The sequence below is a fragment of the Streptomyces sp. NBC_01244 genome (genome assembly GCF_035987325.1).
Classification (GTDB): domain Bacteria; phylum Actinomycetota; class Actinomycetes; order Streptomycetales; family Streptomycetaceae; genus Streptomyces.
On record NZ_CP108488.1, the window covers coordinates 6653851 to 6670911 of the forward strand.

A 17061-nucleotide genomic window follows, 5' to 3' on the forward strand; every position below is an offset into this window, starting at 1 on the left:
GAAACGATATTCGCGTCTCACACTGTGAAACGCAAGTTCAATTTTTCCAAGAACCAGCGAGTCTGTATGTGCGGGTCCACGAACCACTGGGTCCGAGCCGTCGTCCGGGACGTGGGGTACGGACGATCAGGCGCACGAGATCTCTATCAAGCGCCGGCACAACCGGCCGGCCGGAGGGAAAGCGATGGGTAGGACACTCGCGGAGAAGGTCTGGGACGACCATGTCGTCCGGCGCGCCGAGGGCGAGCCCGATCTCCTCTTCATCGATCTGCACCTGCTGCACGAGGTGACCAGCCCCCAGGCCTTCGAGGGTCTGCGGCAGGCCGGCCGCAAGGTCCGGCGCCTGGACCTCACCATCGCGACCGAGGACCACAACACCCCCACCATCGACATCGACAAGCCGATCGCGGACCCGGTCTCCCGGGCCCAGCTCGAGACGCTGCGGTCGAACTGCGCCGAGTTCGGCGTGCGCCTGCACTCGCTGGGCGACGTCGAGCAGGGTGTCGTCCACGTCGTGGGACCGCAGCTGGGTCTGACCCAGCCGGGCACCACCGTGGTCTGTGGTGACTCGCACACCTCCACGCACGGCGCCTTCGGCGCGCTGGCGTTCGGCATCGGCACCAGCCAGGTCGAGCACGTGCTGGCGACCCAGACGCTGCCGCTGGCCCGCCCCAAGACGATGGCGATCACCGTCACCGGCGCGCTGGCCGAGGGCGTCACCGCCAAGGACCTGATCCTGGCGATCATCGCCAAGATCGGCACCGGCGGCGGCCAGGGCTACATCCTGGAGTACCGCGGCGAGGCCGTCGAGAACCTGTCGATGGAAGCCCGCATGACCATCTGCAACATGTCGATCGAGGCCGGCGCCCGCGCGGGCATGATCGCCCCCGACCAGACCACCTTCGACTACCTCCAGGGCCGCGACCACGCCCCCGCGGGCGAGGACTGGGACGCGGCGGTCGCGTACTGGAAGACCCTGCGCACCGACGACGACGCCGTCTTCGACGCCGAGGTCGTCATCGACGGCACCACGCTGTCGCCGTTCGTCACCTGGGGCACCAACCCCGGCCAGGGCGCACCCCTGTCGGCCAACGTCCCCGACCCTGCTTCGTACGAGGACGCTTCGGAGCGCAACGCCGCCGAAAAGGCCCTGGAGTACATGGGGTTGACCGCCGGACAGGCGCTGCGCGACATCAAGGTCGACACCGTCTTCGTAGGTTCCTGCACCAACGGCCGCATCGAGGACCTGCGTGCCGTCGCCGGGATCATCGAGGGCCGCAAAGTCGCCGAGGGCGTACGGATGCTGGTCGTCCCGGGCTCGGTCCGCGTCGCCCTGCAGGCAGTGTCGGAGGGCCTGGACAAGGTCTTCAAGGAGGCCGGCGCCGAATGGCGGCACGCGGGCTGCTCGATGTGTCTGGGCATGAACCCCGACCAACTGGCCCCCGGTGAGCGCTCCGCGTCCACCTCCAACCGCAACTTCGAGGGCCGTCAGGGCAAGGGCGGGCGCACCCACCTGGTGTCCCCGCAGGTGGCCGCCGCCACCGCGGTACTGGGCCACTTGGCCTCGCCCGCCGACCTGGCCGGGTCGTCCGCCGCTACCGCGCCCGCAGGAGTCTGAGAACGATGGAAGCCTTCACCACCCACACCGGCCGGGCCGTCCCGCTGCGCCGCAGCAACGTCGACACCGACCAGATCATCCCGGCCCACTGGCTGAAGAAGATCACCCGCGACGGTTTCGAGGACGGGCTCTTCGAGGCCTGGCGCAAGGACCCGGAGTTCATCACCAACCGCCCCGAGCGCGCCGGTGCGACCGTCCTGGTCGCCGGTCCCGACTTCGGCACCGGTTCCTCGCGCGAGCACGCCGTCTGGGCCCTGCAGAACTTCGGCTTCAAGACGGTCATCTCCTCCCGCTTCGCCGACATCTTCCGCGGCAACTCGCTGAAGAACGGTCTGCTGACCGTGGTCCTGCCGCAGGAGACCGTCGAGCGGCTGTGGAAGCTGACCGAGGCCGACCCCACCGCCGAGATCACGGTCGACCTGGTCGACCGCCAGGTCCGAGCCGAGGGCGTCGTCGCGGAGTTCGAACTCGACGACAACGCTCGCTGGCGGCTCCTGGAGGGGCTGGACGACATCTCGCTCACCCTTCAGAACGAAGCGGACATCGCCACCTACGAAAGCGTTCGGCCGAGCTTCAAGCCCCGCACGATTCAGGCGTGATTCCAGCCTGATCAGCGCTTATTCGCCTTAGGGTGATCACATAGGCAACACTGTGCCCCCTGCCATCCGGCAGGGGGCACAGTCGTGTGTTGAGGCCCCGTGAGGCGACAACTCGCCCCAGATGGCACAATCTGTGCATGGAACGCGACAGTCAACTTGAGCTCTACGGACTTGTCGCCGACCGATTGAAAGAAGCACACACAAGGGTGCGCACACTGCAAGTCCCGGAGGGCGTAAGGATGGCGCTGTCCCGGAAGCTGTTGGTCGTCACCGCCGTGGCGAAGCATGATCTCGCCGACGCGGCAAGGCGCCTGGACAGGTTGATGAAGGACCTCGACGAGGGTCGATTCCCTGAAGGCGACTGATGCGAAGGAACTCCGTAACGGCCTACAACGTTGCGGCACTAGGGTGATAAGCCCGTTTCGTGTTTGATTTGCGGTATATATCCGCCTAACGTGCGAAATAAGCTTGAACACATTCGTTCTGGCGAAGTCTCCGAAGGGGAAGACGTTGAACAAGGCGCAGCTCGTAGAAGCGATTGCCGACAAGCTGGGCGGCCGTCAGCAGGCCGCGGACGCCGTCGACGCGGTACTGGACGCCATCGTCCGCGCGACCGTCGCGGGCGACCGGGTCTCGGTCACGGGCTTCGGCTCGTTCGAGAAGGTCGACCGCCCGGCCCGTTACGCCCGCAACCCCCAGACGGGTGAGCGCGTCCGGGTCAAGAAGACCTCTGTTCCCCGCTTCCGTGCGGGCCAGGGCTTCAAGGACCTGGTCAGCGGCACCAAGAAGCTGCCCAAGGGCGGCGAGGTATCGGTGAAGAAGGCGCCCAAGGGCAGCCTCACCGGTGGCGCTTCGGCGACGGTCAAGAAGGCCGCCGCGAAGAAGGCCGCACCCGCCAAGAAGGCCGCTGCCGCAGCCAAGACCACGGTCGCGAAGAAGGCCACGGCCAAGAAGGTCACCGCCACCGCCAAGAAGACGGTCGCCAAGACCGCCGTGGCGAAGAAGGCCGCCCCCGCGGCCAAGAAGGCCACGGTCAAGAAGGCCGCGGCGACGGCGAAGAAGACCACCGCCACCGCGAAGAAGACCGCCCCGGCGGCCAAGAAGGCCACCGCTGCGACGAAGGCGCCCGCCAAGAAGACGGCGACGCGCAAGGCCACCGCGAAGAAGACCACCGCCCGCAAGACCAAGTAGGGCAACGAGTCACACACGCCGGGCCGGTTTCCCCACGGCGGGGAAGCCGGCCCGCGGTGCGTCGGGCGGTGCGTCAGAAGGTCTGCAAGGTGACCAGGGTGATCCGCAGGCCCGTGCCCTCGCCGTCCGTCTCGATCCGGACCCGCTGTCCGGGACGCAGCAGCCGCAGGCCGCCCGCGTCGAACGCGGGGGCCTCGAAGGGCACCGGGGTGCCGTCGTCCAGCAGCACACTGCCGCTGCGGGTCTGGGAGTCGTACGTGTACGCGGTCGCCTGCATACGGGCACTGTATCGGGCCGTATGGCGCCCCACACCGAGGGTCAGGGCCCTGCGCAGATCCGCCCCCGTGTCCACGTCTCGGCGGATGCTCTCGACGCCGGAGAGGGCCATTTCCACCGCTCCCGAGGCCGAATGCCGGGCCCGTGAGGGGCCGCCGAACGAGGGTGCCAATTCCACGTCCGGAGCAGCGGAAAGCAGGGTCGTCCCGATTCCCGCCGCATCCGCCAGAAATGCCCGGGGAAATGCCGAAGCGGTTTCGAGCACGCGTAGCAATTCGGGTGGCCGCAGCGCCGGCAGATCCGCGTTCATGGCGGCCACCGCCGCCCCCGGTCTGCCCGCCCTTATCTCCCGCGCCCCGTGGGCCAGTGCCGCGTTGAGACCGGCCGCCGGGGAGTCCGGCACGATCCGGGCCCCCAGCCGCGCCAGTTCCGCCCCGGCCGCCGGATCGTCCGTGACGACCACCACATCCGCGACCGCCGAGCAGTCCAGCGCCCCCGCGACGGTGTCCAGCGCGAACGCCAGGGCGAGCCCCGGCCGGGACGCTCCCACGGCCGCCGCGAGGCGGCTCTTGGCCACCGCCAGCGGCTTCAGCGGGACCACCAGACTCCAGACGGCGTTCGTGACGGACCCCTTCCCTCCGGCACGCTCGCGCGCCGCTCAGACCATGTGCGGGTCATGGCCGGGTCATGCGGAGCCCCATTGTCACCTCATGCCGGGCGACCCGGGGTCTGGTCCGGGTGTCCGGGGCGTACGGTGTTCTCGACAGAGACCGGACCCGGGGCCACACTTGTCCGTCCCCGGGGTGCCCAAGCCGCGCACCGGTCCTAGAGGAAGGTGTCCGAGTGTCCCGCCGCAGAATCGGCTTCTGGTACCGCCTTGCGGCGGCCATCGCGAAACCGCCGCTGGTAGTGCTCTTCAAGCGGGACTGGCGGGGAATGGACAACATTCCGACCGAGGGCGGATTTATCACCGCCGTCAATCACAACTCGTATCTGGACCCGCTGTCCTACGCGCACTTCCAGTACAACACCGGCCGGGTGCCCCGATTGCTCGGCAAGGCGGCCCTCTTCGAGGTCCCGATTGTCGGAGCGATCCTGCGCGGCTCCGGCCAGATCCCCGTCTACCGGGAGTCCACCAACGCCCTGGACGCATTCCGGGCCGCCGTGGACGCGATCGAGCGCGGCGAATGCGTGGCCTTTTACCCGGAGGGCACCCTCACCCGGGACCCGGACGTGTGGCCGATGGCCGGCAAGACCGGCGCCGCCCGCGTGGCGCTGATGACCAGGGCCCCCGTCATTCCGGTGGCCCAGTGGGGCGCGAACCTCGCGATGCCGCCCTACGCCAAGGAGAACAAGGTCAGCTTGTTCCCGCGCAAAACCCTCCAGGTCCTCGCCGGGCCCCCCGTGGACCTCTCCGCGTACTACGACCGGGAACCCACCCCGGACGTGCTCAGGGAGGTCACCGAGGTCATCATGGCGGCCATCACCGGGCTGCTGGAGGAACTGCGGGGCGAGAGCGCGCCCCCGAAGCCGTACGACCATCGCAACGCCAGGGCTCAGCAGCGGCGCAAGGCCGCAGGGGAGGGCAACAAGTGACACGTCCCGTGAAGGCAGCCGTATTCGGAACCGGCTCCTGGGGCACGGCCTTCGCCATGGTCCTCGCCGACGCCGGCTGCGAGGTGGTCCTGTGGGGCCGCCGGCGCGAGCTCGTCGACGCCATCAACAGCGGCCGGACCAACCCGGACTATTTCCCCGACATCGAGCTCCCCGCGAACATCCGCGCCACCGACGACCCGGCCGAGGCCGCGGCCGGCGCCGACTTCACGGTCCTCGCGGTCCCCTCGCAGACCCTGCGCGGCAACCTCGCCTCCTGGGCCCCGCTGCTGGCCCCCGAGACCGTGCTCGTCTCCCTGATGAAGGGCGTCGAACTCGGCACCGCCAAGCGGATGAGCGAGGTCATCGAAGAGGTGGCCAAGGTCCCCGCCCACCGCGTCGCCGTCGTCACCGGCCCCAACCTGGCCCGTGAGATCGCCGCCCGGCAGCCCGCCGCCTCCGTGGTCGCCTGCGTCGACGAAGCCGTCGCCCAGCGCCTCCAGGCCGCCTGCCACACCCCGTACTTCCGCCCGTACACGAGCACCGACGTCATCGGCTGCGAGCTCGGCGGCGCCGTCAAGAACGTCATCGGCCTCGCCGTGGGCATCGCGGACGGCATGGGCCTCGGCGACAACACCAAGGGCTCGCTCATCACCCGCGGCCTCGCCGAAGCCACCCGTCTGGGCCTGGCGATGGGCGCCGACCCGCTCACCTTCTCCGGCCTCGCGGGCCTCGGCGACCTCGTCGCCACCTGCTCCTCGCCGCTCTCCCGGAACCACACCTTCGGCACCAACCTCGGCCGCGGGATGACCCTCGAGGAGACCATCGCGGTCACCAAGCAGACCGCCGAGGGCGTCAAGTCCTGCCAGTCCGTGGCCGATCTGGCGCGCCGCCACGGAGTGGACATGCCGATCACCGACACGGTCGTCGACATCGTCCACCACGGCAAGCCCACCCTGGTCGCACTCAAGGAACTCATGGGGCGCAGCGCCAAACCGGAACGGCGCTGACTGCTTTCCGGACGCATGAGCGGGTACCCTCGTGGCGATATGAGCAGCGAGAACCTCCCCCAGACCCCTGAGCAGCAGGGCCGCAAGCCCCGCGTGGCCGTCGTGTTCGGCGGCCGCAGCTCGGAACACGCCATCTCGGTCGTCACCGCGGGCGCCGTCCTGCGCTCCATCGACCGCTCCAAGTACGAGGTGCTGCCCATCGGCATCACCACGGACGGTCGGTGGGCGCTGACCGCCGACGAGCCCGCCCGGATGGCCATCTCCGGCGGCGAGCTCCCCAACGTGGGGCAGCTCGCCGAATCCGAGGACGGCGCCGTCGTGCTCTCCGTGGACCCGGCCAGCCGCGAGGTCGTCTACACCGAGCCGGGCGCCGTCCCCAAGGCGCTGGGCGAGGTCGACGTGGTCTTCCCCGTCCTGCACGGCCCGTACGGCGAGGACGGCACCCTCCAGGGCCTCCTGGAGCTCTCCGGCATCCCGTACGTCGGCTCGGGCGTCCTCGCCTCGGCCGTCGGCCAGGACAAGGACTACATGAAGCGGGTCTTCACGTCCTTCGGGCTGCGCGTCGGCCCGTACGTGACCATCCGCCCCCGCGAGTGGGAGAACGACCGCGAGGGCGCCCTCGCCCGCATCGCGGACTTCGCCGGCGAGCACGGCTGGCCGCTGTTCATCAAGCCCGCCCGCGCCGGGTCCTCGATCGGCATCACCAAGGTCGACGAGCCCTCCGGGCTGGACGCCGCGATCCGCGAGGCCCGCCGTCACGACCCGAAGATCATCGTGGAGGCGCTGCTGCGCGGCCGCGAGATCGAGTGCGGGGTCCTGGAGTTCGAGGACGGTCCGCGCGCGAGCGTGCCCGCCGAGATCCCGCCGGTCTCCAGCCACGACTTCTACGACTTCGAGGCCAAGTACATCGACTCCGCCTCCGGACTCGTACCCGCCCCGCTCACCCCGGAGCAGACCGCCGAAGTCCAGAAGCTCGCGATCGAGGCCTTCGACGCCGCCTCCTGCGAGGGCCTGGTGCGCGCCGACTTCTTCCTCACCGAGGACGGCACCTTCGTCATCAACGAGATCAACACCATGCCGGGCTTCACGCCGATCTCCATGTACCCGCGCATGTGGCAGGAGTCGGGCATCGAGTACCCGGAGCTGGTGGACCGCCTGATCCAGGCCGCCCTGCGCCGCTCCACCGGACTGCGCTAGCCCCCGGGCCGCCAGCCGGCGCACCTTCGCGAGGACCGCCCGCCGCACTGTCGGCGGGCGGACCTTTTGCCGTGGGGCTCAGTACGAGGAGATGCCCTTGGGGACCGTCTTCGCGATCGCCGCGGACAGACCCACCAGCATCCCCGCATCCGTGGCATGCTCCTTGTCGACCAGGACCTCCGTGTACGCCAGCCGCAGCCCGGTGGTGAACCGGAAACCGCCGTCGTCCAGCTTCTCCAGGAGCCAGGGGACGTCGTAGACCCAGACGCCGTCCTGCTCCGGATCCGCCATCTTCGGGGGTTTGGCGATACCGCACCGCAGTACGATCGCCGAACCGCCCCACGCGGCGGTCAGGTCGGAAGCGGGCAGCGCCGGATTCGCGGCCAGACCGGCCACCGTGTCGGGGAGTTCCTCGTGGAGCGCCGCACAGTAGCCCGCGACATCGGCGGGCGGTGCGGGCGGCGGATCCACCCGGGCCTCCGCGTCACCCGGGGAACAGCCCGCGAGGGCCGCCGAGGCGGCGGCCCACGCGGTCAGTGCGGCGAGCAGAGAGAAGGGCCGGCGGTGTCGTGACATCACCGGCCAAGAGTAGACGGGGGCTACAGATGGACGACCGGGCAGGTCAAGGTGCGGGTGATCCCCTCCACCTGCTGGACCTTGGCCACGACCATGCGGCCGAGCTCGTCCACGGTGTCGGCCTGGGCGCGCACGATCACGTCGTACGGGCCCGTCACGTCCTCGGCCTGGATCACCCCCGCGATCTGCGCGATGGACTCGGCGACGAACGACGCCTTGCCCACCTCGGTCTGGATGAGGATGTACGCCTGTACCACGGAACCTCCAGGGCGGCCACGAGGATCATTTCCCCTACCCTTCGGGTGGGCCCGGGGATGACGGGTGGGCCCGGGGAAGAAGGGACGCCACGGTACCGCGTCGCCGAGCGCCGCGGGGAGACCCGCGGGTCCGGCGGCGTGCGGAGCGGGGCGTACGGAGAGCAGAAGTTGACGTATCTGTTGACGGTACCCAGAGCTGTGACGGCTCGCGACCGCAAGCGGACTGGGCAAGAAGGGGCACAGCGATGAAGGGCACTGTGGGCGAGCTGGGGGAGTTCGGGCTCATTCGGGAGCTCACCTCACGGCTCACCACCACCCCGGCGGTCCGGGTCGGCCCGGGCGACGACGCCGCGGTGGTGTCGGCCCCCGACCGGCGGGTCGTGGCGAGCACGGACATCCTGCTGGAGGGCAGGCACTTCCGGCGCGACTGGTCCACGGCCTACGACGTCGGCCGCAAGGCCGCCGCGCAGAACCTCGCCGACATCGCCGCCATGGGCGCGGTGCCGACGGCACTGCTCCTCGGCCTCGTCGTCCCGGCCGAGCTGCCGGCCACCTGGCCCACCGAGCTGATGGACGGCATCCGCGACGAATGCCAGGTCGCCGGCGCGGCCGTGGTCGGCGGCGACGTGGTGCGCGGCGACATCATCACCGTGGCCATCACCGCACTGGGCGACCTGCGCAACCACGAACCCGTGCTGCGCTCCGGCGCCCAGCCCGGCGACGTCGTGGCCGTGACCGGCTGGCTCGGCTGGTCCGCGGCCGGCTTCGCGGTGCTCTCCCGCGGCTTCCGCTCGCCGCGCGCCTTCGTCGAGGCCCACCGGCGCCCCGAGCCGCCGTACCACGCGGGCCCCGCGGCCGCCGGACTCGGCGCCACCGCCATGACCGACGTCAGCGACGGACTGATCGCGGACCTCGGGCACATCGCCGAGGCCAGCAAGGTACGGATCGACCTGCGCTCGGCGGCCGTCGACATCCCGACGCAGATGCACGACATCGGGCAGGCCGTCGGCGTGGACCCCCTCCAGTGGGTCCTCACCGGGGGAGAGGACCACGCGATCGTCGCCACCTTCCCGCCGGACGTGAAGCTCCCGGCCCGCTGGAAGGTCATCGGCGAGGTCCAGAACCGCTCCGCGCTGCCCCAGGTGACCGTCGACGGAGCCCCCTGGGCCTCCACCGGCGGCTGGGACCACTTCGGCGGGGACACGGCCGCGGAGGACACCCCGCGATGAGCGGGACCCGACCGTCCCGCCGGCATCCGCCGCTGTGCCTGACCGTCGCCGGATCCGACTCCGGCGGCGGCGCGGGCATCCAGGCCGACCTCAAGACGATGCTGGCGCTCGGGGTCCACGGCATGAGCGTGGTGACCGCTGTGACCGCGCAGAACTCGCTGGGCGTCAAAGGCGTCTGGGAGCTGCCCGCGGAGGCCGTGAAGGGCCAGTACAGGGCCGTGGTGGACGATATCGGCGTCCAGGCCGTGAAGACCGGCATGCTGTCCTCCGCCGCCCTCGTGGAGACCGTGGCCGAGCTGCTCGCCGCCACCGCCGCCCCGGCCGTCGTGGACCCGGTCGGCGTCTCCAAGCACGGGGACGCGCTCCTCGCCGCCACCGCGCTGGACGCCGTACGGGGAGAACTGCTTCCCCGGGCCACCGTGGCCACGCCGAACCTGGACGAGGTGACCCAGCTCACCGGGGTCGTCGTGGAGACCGAGGACGACATGCGCCGTGCCGCCGACGCGGTCCTCGCGTACGGGCCCGCGTGGGCGCTGATCAAGGGCGGCCACCTCGCCGCCCACGGGAACGAGGCCGTGGACCTCCTGACGGACGGCTCCGACGAACGCTGGCTGCGGGCCCCCCGCCACGACAACCGGCACACCCACGGCACCGGCTGCACGCTCGCCAGCGCGATCGCGGCGGGCCTGGCCAAGGGCCGGACCGTCCCGGAGGCCGTCACCGAGGCCAAGGAGTACGTCACCGGCGCCATCGCCGCGGGGTTCGCCCTGGGCGCGGGCATCGGACCGGTGGACCACGCGTGGCGGTGGCGCTGAAGCGCCCGTGCCGGAACGCTCTGCCGCAACGGCCGTGCCGAAACGCCTGTAGGGCCTGCTCCACCCCGTGGGTTCACGGAGCGGAGCAGGCCCTACAGGTTTGATCATGTTCGATCAGGCAAAGCAAGAGGCCGGTCCACCAGGTGGACCGGCCTTCTCAGCAACCGGAAAGGGCTGCGCTACGACGGAAGGCGTCAGCGCGAGACCTTGCCGGCCTTGATGCACGAGGTGCAGGCGTTGAGGCGCTTCGGCGTCCCATTGACCACGGCACGGACACGCTGGATGTTCGGGTTCCAGCGACGCGAGGTGCGGCGGTGCGAGTGGGAAATGCTGTTGCCGAAGCTCGGCCCCTTGGCGCAAACGTCGCAGTTGGCAGCCACAGGTCACTCCAAAGACTTCAGATGCACTTACAGTGAATCCCGGCGCACCGGTATCAGGGATCTGAAGTGGTTTGCCGGGGGGAATGGCCCGACTCTCATCGGGCAACCGGAGCAGCATACAACGACTGCCTCGGTCCAAGAAAACTACCATGTCCACGGCCGCCCCCGCCCCGGGGTCCCGCCCGCCCGGCAGTCCTTCGTTACCCTGCGGTGAACCCTGGCCCGCACAAGGAGGAACGCCCGGTGGCGCACCAGCCTCAGCCGTACCCCCTGAACGCCGAAGCGGTACGCACCTGGAGCTCGCTGTCCCTGGCCGCACTGGGCCGGGCCCGCGAGGACATCGACGCGATCAACGTCTATCCCGTCGCCGACGCGGACACCGGCACCAACCTCTACCTGACCGCCGAATCGGCCGACCGCGAGCTCGGGGACCTCCTCGCCGGAGTGACGGACGGCACAGCCGCGACCTCCCTCCCCGAGGCCGTACGGGCCTTCGCGCACGGCGCCCTGATAGGCGCCCGGGGCAACTCCGGGACGATCCTCGCGCAACTGCTGCGCGGAGTGGCCGACGTACTCGGCGACGAGCCCGCCGGACGCGATCCCGCGCGGCTCCTCGCGCAGGCGCTGACCCGGGCCGCCGAGGAGGCGTACCGGGCCGTCGCGCACCCGGTGGAGGGCACCATGCTCACCGTCGCCACCGCCGCCGCCCGGGCCGCCGAGACCGCCGCCCGGGCCGCCGAGACCGCTGCCGACGTGGCAGAGGCCGCCTACGACGGAGCCCGCGCGGCCCTCGCCGAAACCCCGGGGCAACTGGCCGTGCTCGGGCGGGCCGGGGTGGTCGACGCCGGGGGCTGCGGACTGGTCGCCGTACTCGGGGCCCTGTGGCAGGCGCTGTCCGGGCGGGAGCCGGCCCCCGAACCGGTGCGCGGCCGGGCCGTGCCCGTACCGACGCCGCAGGAGCCCTGCGCCGAGGAACACGGCGGGCCCGCCTACGAGGTGATCTACCTGCTGGAGGCCGCCGAGACCGAGGTCGACCGGCTGCGCACCCGGCTCGACGGCCTCGGGGACTCCCTCGTGGTGGTCGGCGGAGACGGGCTGTGGAACGTCCACGTCCACGTCGACGACCCCGGCGCGGCCGTGGAGGCCGCGGTGGTCGCCGGGCGGCCGTACCGGATCCGCATCACGCACTTCGGCGACGAACGCCGCCGCGCCCGCGGCGAACGCTCCCAGCGCGCGGTCGTCGCCGTGGTCCAGGGCGAGGGGCTGGCCGGGCTGTGCGGAGAGGCGGGCGCCACCACGGTGCTCGCCCGGCCCGGAGAACCGCCGGCCGCCGCCGAACTGGCCGACGCCATCCGCGAGGCGCACGCCCGCGAGGTCGTCCTGCTCCCGAACGGCGCCGAACTGCGGGCGGTCGCGGCAGCCGCCGCCCAGCAGGCGCGCGCCGAAGGCGTACGGGTCGCCGTGATCCCCACCCGCTCCGAGGTCCAGGGCCTGGCCGCGCTCGCCGTGCACGACCCGGACGGCACCTTCGACGAGGACGTGGTCGCCATGACGGCGGCCGCCGGAGCCACCCGCTACGGCGAACTCGCCGTCGCCGAACGGCAGTCCTTCACCTCGGCCGGCATCTGCCAGGCCGGCGACGTGCTCGGGCTCATCGACGGCGACGTGGCCGTCATCGGCACGGGCCTGGCCGAGACCGCCGAGGCCGTCCTGGCCCGCATGCTCGGATCCGGCGGCGAACTCGTCACCCTGGTCCTGGGCCCCGGCGCGCCCGAGGAACTCGCCGGACGGCTGGAGGCGTACGTCCAGCACGGCCACCTCGCCGTCGACACCGTCACCTACCAGGGCGGCCGCTGGTCCGCGCCGCTGCTCATCGGGGTGGAATAGCCGGGTTGTCAGCGCGATGGTGTGCAATGGAACACGTGCCCGCGCTCGACGAAGACCTCAAGAAGACCCTCGGCCCCGCCACCGCGAAGGTGCTGGCCGAGCAGCTCGGCCTGCACACGGCCCTGGACCTGCTCCACCACTACCCCCGGCGGTACGCGGAGCGCGGCGAGCTGACCTCGCTGGCCGAACTCGCCGACCAGATCGACGAGCACGTCACGGTGGTCGCCCAGGTCGCCGACGCCCGCCTGCTGACGTACCAGGGCAGCCGGGGCGGTGGAAAGCGCCTCGAAGTCACCATCACCGACGGCAGCGGACGGCTCCAGCTCGTCTTCTTCGGGTCGGGCGTCCACAAACCGCACAAGGAACTGCTGCCCGGCAGCCGCGCGATGTTCGCGGGCAAGGTCGGGATGTTCAACCACAAGCTCCAGCTCGCCCACCCCGCCTACGAGCCGCTCGGCGAGGACGCCTCCGACCGGGACGCGGCCGCCGCCTTCGCGAGCCAGCTCATCCCGATCTACCCGGCCTGCGCGAAGCTGGAGTCCTGGAAGATCGCCAAGTGCGTGGACGCGGTGCTCCCCAGGGCCCAGGAGGTCGTGGACCCGCTGCCACCCGCCCTGCGCGAGGACCGTGGACTGGTCCCGCTCACCGAGGCCCTGCTGAAGATCCACCGTCCGGTCACCAAGGCCGACATCGAGGACGCCCGCGGCCGCCTCAAGTGGGACGAGGCCTTCGTCCTCCAGGTCGCGCTGGCCCGCCGCCGGCACGCCGACTCCCAGCTCCCGGCCGTACCCCGCCGCCCCACCCCCGGCGGCCTCCTCGAGTCCTTCGACGCCAAGCTCCCCTTCACCCTCACCGAAGGCCAGCGGACCGTCTCGAAGGAGATCTTCGACGACCTCGCCACCGACCACCCCATGCACCGCCTCCTCCAGGGCGAAGTGGGCTCGGGCAAGGCTCAGCCGCTCGACGCCCAAGTCCTGACACCCATGGGGTTCCGGCCGATGGGCATGATCGAAGTCGGGGACGAGGTGGTGGTGCCGACCGGCGAGATCGCCGTCGTCGGGGGCGTCTTCCCGCAGGGGGAGCGCGAGGTGTGGCGTGTGGTGCTCTCGGACGGCAGCGCGGTCGAGTGCGACGACGAACACTTGTGGATCGTCGGCACCAGCTGTGGATGGCACCGGGGCCAGGAACCCAAGGTCATGACCACGAGGGAGATCCGGTCGGACCTGCACGAGGCCAATGGATCTTCCAAGTGGTACCTGCCGGTAGCCGCACCCGTGGACCTCGCGAGCGGCGACGGCCGACCACTTGATCCGTACCTGATGGGTGTACTCATCGGTGACGGGTCCTTCCGGCACGACCTGCGGCTGTCCACCACGGACGCGGAGATCCTGGACGCGGTCAAGGCGGAGGTGGCGCCGGACTGCGAGGTGGCTGTCGTTCCCGGTTCCCGTTGCGACTACACGATCCGGATGTGCGGGCCGGAGGGCGGCGCCCGGCGGAATCCCGTCATCCAGGCAGTTCGAGACCTCGGGCTGTGGGGTCTGACCGCCCACCACGCGTTCGTCCCGGACGTCTACAAGAATGCACCGGTCAAGGAACGCCTGGCGGTCCTTCAAGGGCTCTTGGACACGGACGGGACGCTTCGCGCGGACGGCATGAACATTTCGTTCTGCTCCGCCTCGCGCCGACTGGCGCAGGACGTGGCCTGGCTCGTGCGGTCTCTCGGCGGACGTGCCCGGGTGCTGCCCACAGAGGCGGCCTTCAACGTCTCAGTCGCCCTGCCTGAGGAGTTCGAGCCGTTCAGGCTGTCGCGCAAGGCAGCACACATGCGACCGAGTCCGAAGTACCACACCTTCCGGCGCGGTATCAGGGCGGTGGAGCACGTTGGCGCCAAGCCTGTCCAGTGCATCAGCGTCGAGCATCCGAGCCGTGCCTACGTGACCGACAACTTCACCGTCACGCACAACACGATGGTCGCCCTGCGGGCCATGCTCGCCGTCGTCGACTCCGGCGGGCAGGCCGCCATGCTCGCCCCCACCGAGGTGCTCGCGCAGCAGCACCACCGGTCCATCACCGAGATGATGGGCGAGCTCGCCGAGGGGGGCATGCTCGGCGGCTCCGACCGGGGGACCAAGGTCGTCCTGCTCACCGGTTCGATGGGGGTGCCCGCCCGCCGCCGGGCACTGCTCGACCTGGTCACCGGCGAGGCCGGGCTCGTGATCGGCACGCACGCGCTGATCGAGGACAAGGTGCAGTTCCACGACCTCGGCCTGGTCGTCGTCGACGAACAGCACCGCTTCGGCGTGGAACAGCGCGACGCCCTGCGCTCCAAGGGCAAGCAGCCCCCGCACCTGCTCGTCATGACCGCCACCCCGATCCCGCGCACGGTCGCCATGACCGTCTTCGGCGATCTGGAGACCTCCGTACTGGACCAGCTCCCCGCCGGCCGCTCCCCGATCGCCACCCACGTGGTGCCCGCCAAGGACAAGCCGCACTTCCTGGCCCGGGCCTGGGAGCGGGTCCGCGAGGAAGTGGAGAACGGCCACCAGGCGTACGTGGTCTGCCCGCGCATCGGCGACGGGGAGGACGAGAACGGCAAGGGCGCCAAGGGAGCCAAGTCGGCCGCGGCCAAGAAGAAGGCGGCGGCCGAGGAGGACGGCGACAAGAGGCCCCCGCTCGCGGTGCTGGAGATCGCCGAGCAGCTCACGCGCGGCCCCCTCGCCGGACTGTCCGTCGAGGTGCTGCACGGGCGGATGGACCCCGCCGACAAGGACGACGTCATGCGCCGTTTCACCGCGGGCGAGGTCAAGGTCCTGGTCGCCACCACCGTCATCGAGGTCGGCGTGAACGTCCCGAACTCCACCGTCATGGTGATCATGGACGCGGACCGCTTCGGTGTCTCCCAGCTCCACCAGCTCCGCGGCCGCGTCGGCCGCGGCTCCGCCCCCGGACTGTGCCTGCTGGTCAGCGAGATGCACGAGGCCAGCCCCGCCCGCGCCCGGCTCGCGGCAGTCGCCGCCACCCTGGACGGCTTCGAGCTCTCCCGCATCGACCTGGAGCAGCGCCGCGAGGGCGACGTGCTCGGGCAGGCCCAGTCCGGCGTGCGCTCCTCGCTGCGGATGCTCGCGGTCATCGAGGACGAGGAGGTCATCACCCAGGCCCGGGAGGAGGCCACCCGCGTGGTCGCCGCGGACCCCGAGCTCACGCAGCTGCCGGGCCTTCGGACCGCCCTGGACGCGCTCCTGGACAGCGAGCGGGAGCAGTACCTGGAGAAGGGGTGACGGGCACGACCTATCGTTGAAGGCCTGCACCACCCTCCGCCCCGCTCACCGAAGGACCCCAGATGACCCGCGTGATCGCCGGAACCGCCGGCGGGCGACGCCTCGCCGTACCGCCCGGCACCGGCACCCGCCCCACCTCGGACCGGATGCGCGAAGGCCTCTTCTCCACCTGGGAGTCGCTGCACGGAGTCGAGGGGGCCCGCGTCCTCGACCTCTACGCCGGTTCCGGCGCCGTCGGCCTGGAGGCGCTCTCCCGCGGCGCGGACCACGCGCTGCTGGTCGAGCCCGACGCCAAGGCCGCCAAGGCGATCAAGGACAACATCGCGTCCGTGGGCCTGCCCGGCGCCGAATTCCGGTCCGGCAAGGCCGAGCAGATCGCGGCCGGCGCCGCGCACGGGGACCCGTACGACATGGTCTTCCTGGACCCGCCGTACGAGGTGGAGCACGCCGACCTGTGCGAGATCCTCCTCACACTCCGGTCCAATGGCTGGCTCACCGACGACGCGCTCGTCACCGTGGAGCGCAGGACCCGCAGCGGAGCCTTCCCGTGGCCGGACGGCTTCGAGCCGCTGCGCTCCAGGAAGTACGGCGAGGGCACCCTTTGGTACGGTCGCGCCGCCTCCATCAGCGAAGAGTCATGAAGCCCGCACCCGGGAACGAGGGAATGCAGTTGCGCCGCGCCGTCTGTCCGGGGTCGTTCGACCCCATCACCAACGGACACCTCGACATCATCGGCAGGGCCTCGCGGCTCTACGACGTGGTCCACGTCGCCGTGATGATCAACCAGTCCAAGCAGGGCCTCTTCACCGTCGAAGAGCGGATCGAGCTGATCCGCGAGGCGACCGCCGGCTACGGCAACATCGTGGTCGAGTCCTTCCACGGGCTCCTCGTCGACTTCTGCAAGCAGCGCGAGATCCCGGCCATCGTCAAGGGTCTGCGCGCCGTCAGCGACTTCGACTACGAGCTGCAGATGGCCCAGATGAACATGGGCCTGTCGGGCGTCGAGACGCTCTTCGTCCCGACCAACCCCACCTACAGCTTCCTGTCCTCCTCCCTGGTCAAGGAAGTGGCGGCCTGGGGTGGCGACGTGGCCCACCTGCTGCCCGCACACGTGCACGCGGCGCTGCTGGAGCGCCTGCCCCGGCGCTGACC

At 70.8% G+C, this 17061-nt stretch carries 16 protein-coding genes and 1 pseudogene; 13 read left to right on the top strand and 4 right to left on the bottom strand.

Annotation, left to right across the window (positions count from 1 at the left end):
• Window positions 1–184 precede the first annotated feature (184 nt).
• The 4 genes from leuC to OG247_RS30060 all read left to right on the top strand — a co-directional run bounded on the left by leuC (window position 185) and on the right by OG247_RS30060 (window position 3408).
• Window positions 185–1618, top strand: coding sequence for a 3-isopropylmalate dehydratase large subunit (gene leuC / locus OG247_RS30045; protein ID WP_327255127.1), 1434 nt, complete (start codon window positions 185–187; stop codon window positions 1616–1618).
• 5 nt (window positions 1619–1623) lie between these two features.
• Entirely contained in the window at window positions 1624–2217 is a 594-nt protein-coding gene (gene leuD, locus OG247_RS30050) for a 3-isopropylmalate dehydratase small subunit (protein WP_327255128.1), read from the top strand.
• A 137-nt stretch (window positions 2218–2354) separates the two neighbouring features.
• A complete protein-coding gene (locus tag OG247_RS30055; protein ID WP_243337737.1) occupies window positions 2355–2582 on the top strand; it encodes a hypothetical protein in 228 nt (75 codons plus the stop codon).
• A 145-nt stretch (window positions 2583–2727) separates the two neighbouring features.
• Complete coding sequence (locus OG247_RS30060) at window positions 2728–3408, top strand: HU family DNA-binding protein (RefSeq protein ID WP_266904112.1); 681 nt, start codon at window positions 2728–2730, stop codon at window positions 3406–3408.
• Between the two features lie 274 nt (window positions 3409–3682).
• On the opposite strand, the pseudogene cofC reads toward OG247_RS30060, so the two are convergent.
• Window positions 3683–4288 (bottom strand): annotated as a pseudogene (gene cofC / locus OG247_RS30065) (2-phospho-L-lactate guanylyltransferase); the annotation flags it as partial.
• 239 nt (window positions 4289–4527) lie between these two features.
• Between cofC and OG247_RS30070 the strand changes: the two are divergent.
• The 3 genes from OG247_RS30070 to OG247_RS30080 are packed head-to-tail and all read left to right on the top strand — an operon-like array spanning window position 4528 to window position 7484.
• Complete coding sequence (locus OG247_RS30070; protein WP_327255129.1) at window positions 4528–5280, top strand: lysophospholipid acyltransferase family protein; 753 nt, start codon at window positions 4528–4530, stop codon at window positions 5278–5280.
• Complete coding sequence (locus OG247_RS30075) at window positions 5277–6287, top strand: NAD(P)H-dependent glycerol-3-phosphate dehydrogenase (protein ID WP_327255130.1); 1011 nt, start codon at window positions 5277–5279, stop codon at window positions 6285–6287. Before OG247_RS30070 ends, OG247_RS30075 begins: the two co-directional genes overlap by 4 nt.
• Before the next feature lie 39 nt (window positions 6288–6326).
• Entirely contained in the window at window positions 6327–7484 is a 1158-nt protein-coding gene (locus OG247_RS30080; RefSeq protein ID WP_327255131.1) for a D-alanine--D-alanine ligase family protein, read from the top strand.
• Window positions 7485–7562: 78 nt separating this feature from the next.
• Here OG247_RS30080 and OG247_RS30085 read toward each other — a convergent pair whose 3' ends face one another.
• Window positions 7563–8060 carry a DUF3515 family protein gene (locus OG247_RS30085; RefSeq protein WP_327257690.1) on the bottom strand — a complete coding sequence of 166 codons (498 nt, stop codon included), beginning with the start codon at window positions 8058–8060 and terminating at the stop codon, window positions 7563–7565.
• A gap of 23 nt (window positions 8061–8083) precedes the next feature.
• Window positions 8084–8317 (bottom strand): Lrp/AsnC ligand binding domain-containing protein, encoded by a 234-nt coding sequence (locus OG247_RS30090; protein WP_214947835.1) that lies wholly within the window; start codon window positions 8315–8317, stop codon window positions 8084–8086.
• Between the two features lie 245 nt (window positions 8318–8562).
• Between OG247_RS30090 and OG247_RS30095 the strand changes: the two genes are divergently transcribed.
• Together OG247_RS30095 and thiD are read left to right on the top strand one after the other, a co-directional pair.
• Complete coding sequence (locus tag OG247_RS30095; protein ID WP_274549736.1) at window positions 8563–9546, top strand: thiamine-phosphate kinase; 984 nt, start codon at window positions 8563–8565, stop codon at window positions 9544–9546.
• Window positions 9543–10361, top strand: coding sequence for a bifunctional hydroxymethylpyrimidine kinase/phosphomethylpyrimidine kinase (gene thiD / locus OG247_RS30100; RefSeq protein WP_327255132.1), 819 nt, complete (start codon window positions 9543–9545; stop codon window positions 10359–10361). Before OG247_RS30095 ends, thiD begins: the two co-directional genes overlap by 4 nt.
• A 194-nt stretch (window positions 10362–10555) precedes the next feature.
• Here the strand turns inward: thiD and rpmB are convergent, their stop codons facing one another.
• Entirely contained in the window at window positions 10556–10741 is a 186-nt protein-coding gene (gene rpmB, locus OG247_RS30105; protein WP_073911113.1) for a 50S ribosomal protein L28, read from the bottom strand.
• Between the two features lie 243 nt (window positions 10742–10984).
• On the opposite strand from rpmB, the gene OG247_RS30110 reads away from it, so the two are divergent.
• The 4 genes from OG247_RS30110 (at window position 10985) to coaD (ending at window position 17059) form a co-directional block, all read left to right on the top strand.
• A complete protein-coding gene (locus OG247_RS30110) occupies window positions 10985–12628 on the top strand; it encodes a DAK2 domain-containing protein (RefSeq protein WP_327255133.1) in 1644 nt (547 codons plus the stop codon).
• 26 nt (window positions 12629–12654) lie between these two features.
• A complete protein-coding gene (locus OG247_RS30115) occupies window positions 12655–15909 on the top strand; it encodes a helicase-related protein (protein WP_327255134.1) in 3255 nt (1084 codons plus the stop codon).
• A 62-nt stretch (window positions 15910–15971) separates the two neighbouring features.
• Window positions 15972–16550, top strand: coding sequence for a 16S rRNA (guanine(966)-N(2))-methyltransferase RsmD (gene rsmD / locus OG247_RS30120; RefSeq protein ID WP_327255135.1), 579 nt, complete (start codon window positions 15972–15974; stop codon window positions 16548–16550).
• A 29-nt stretch (window positions 16551–16579) separates the two neighbouring features.
• Window positions 16580–17059, top strand: a complete 480-nt coding sequence (gene coaD, locus OG247_RS30125; protein ID WP_243337845.1) for a pantetheine-phosphate adenylyltransferase — start codon at window positions 16580–16582, stop codon at window positions 17057–17059.
• Window positions 17060–17061: the final 2 nt, after the last annotated feature.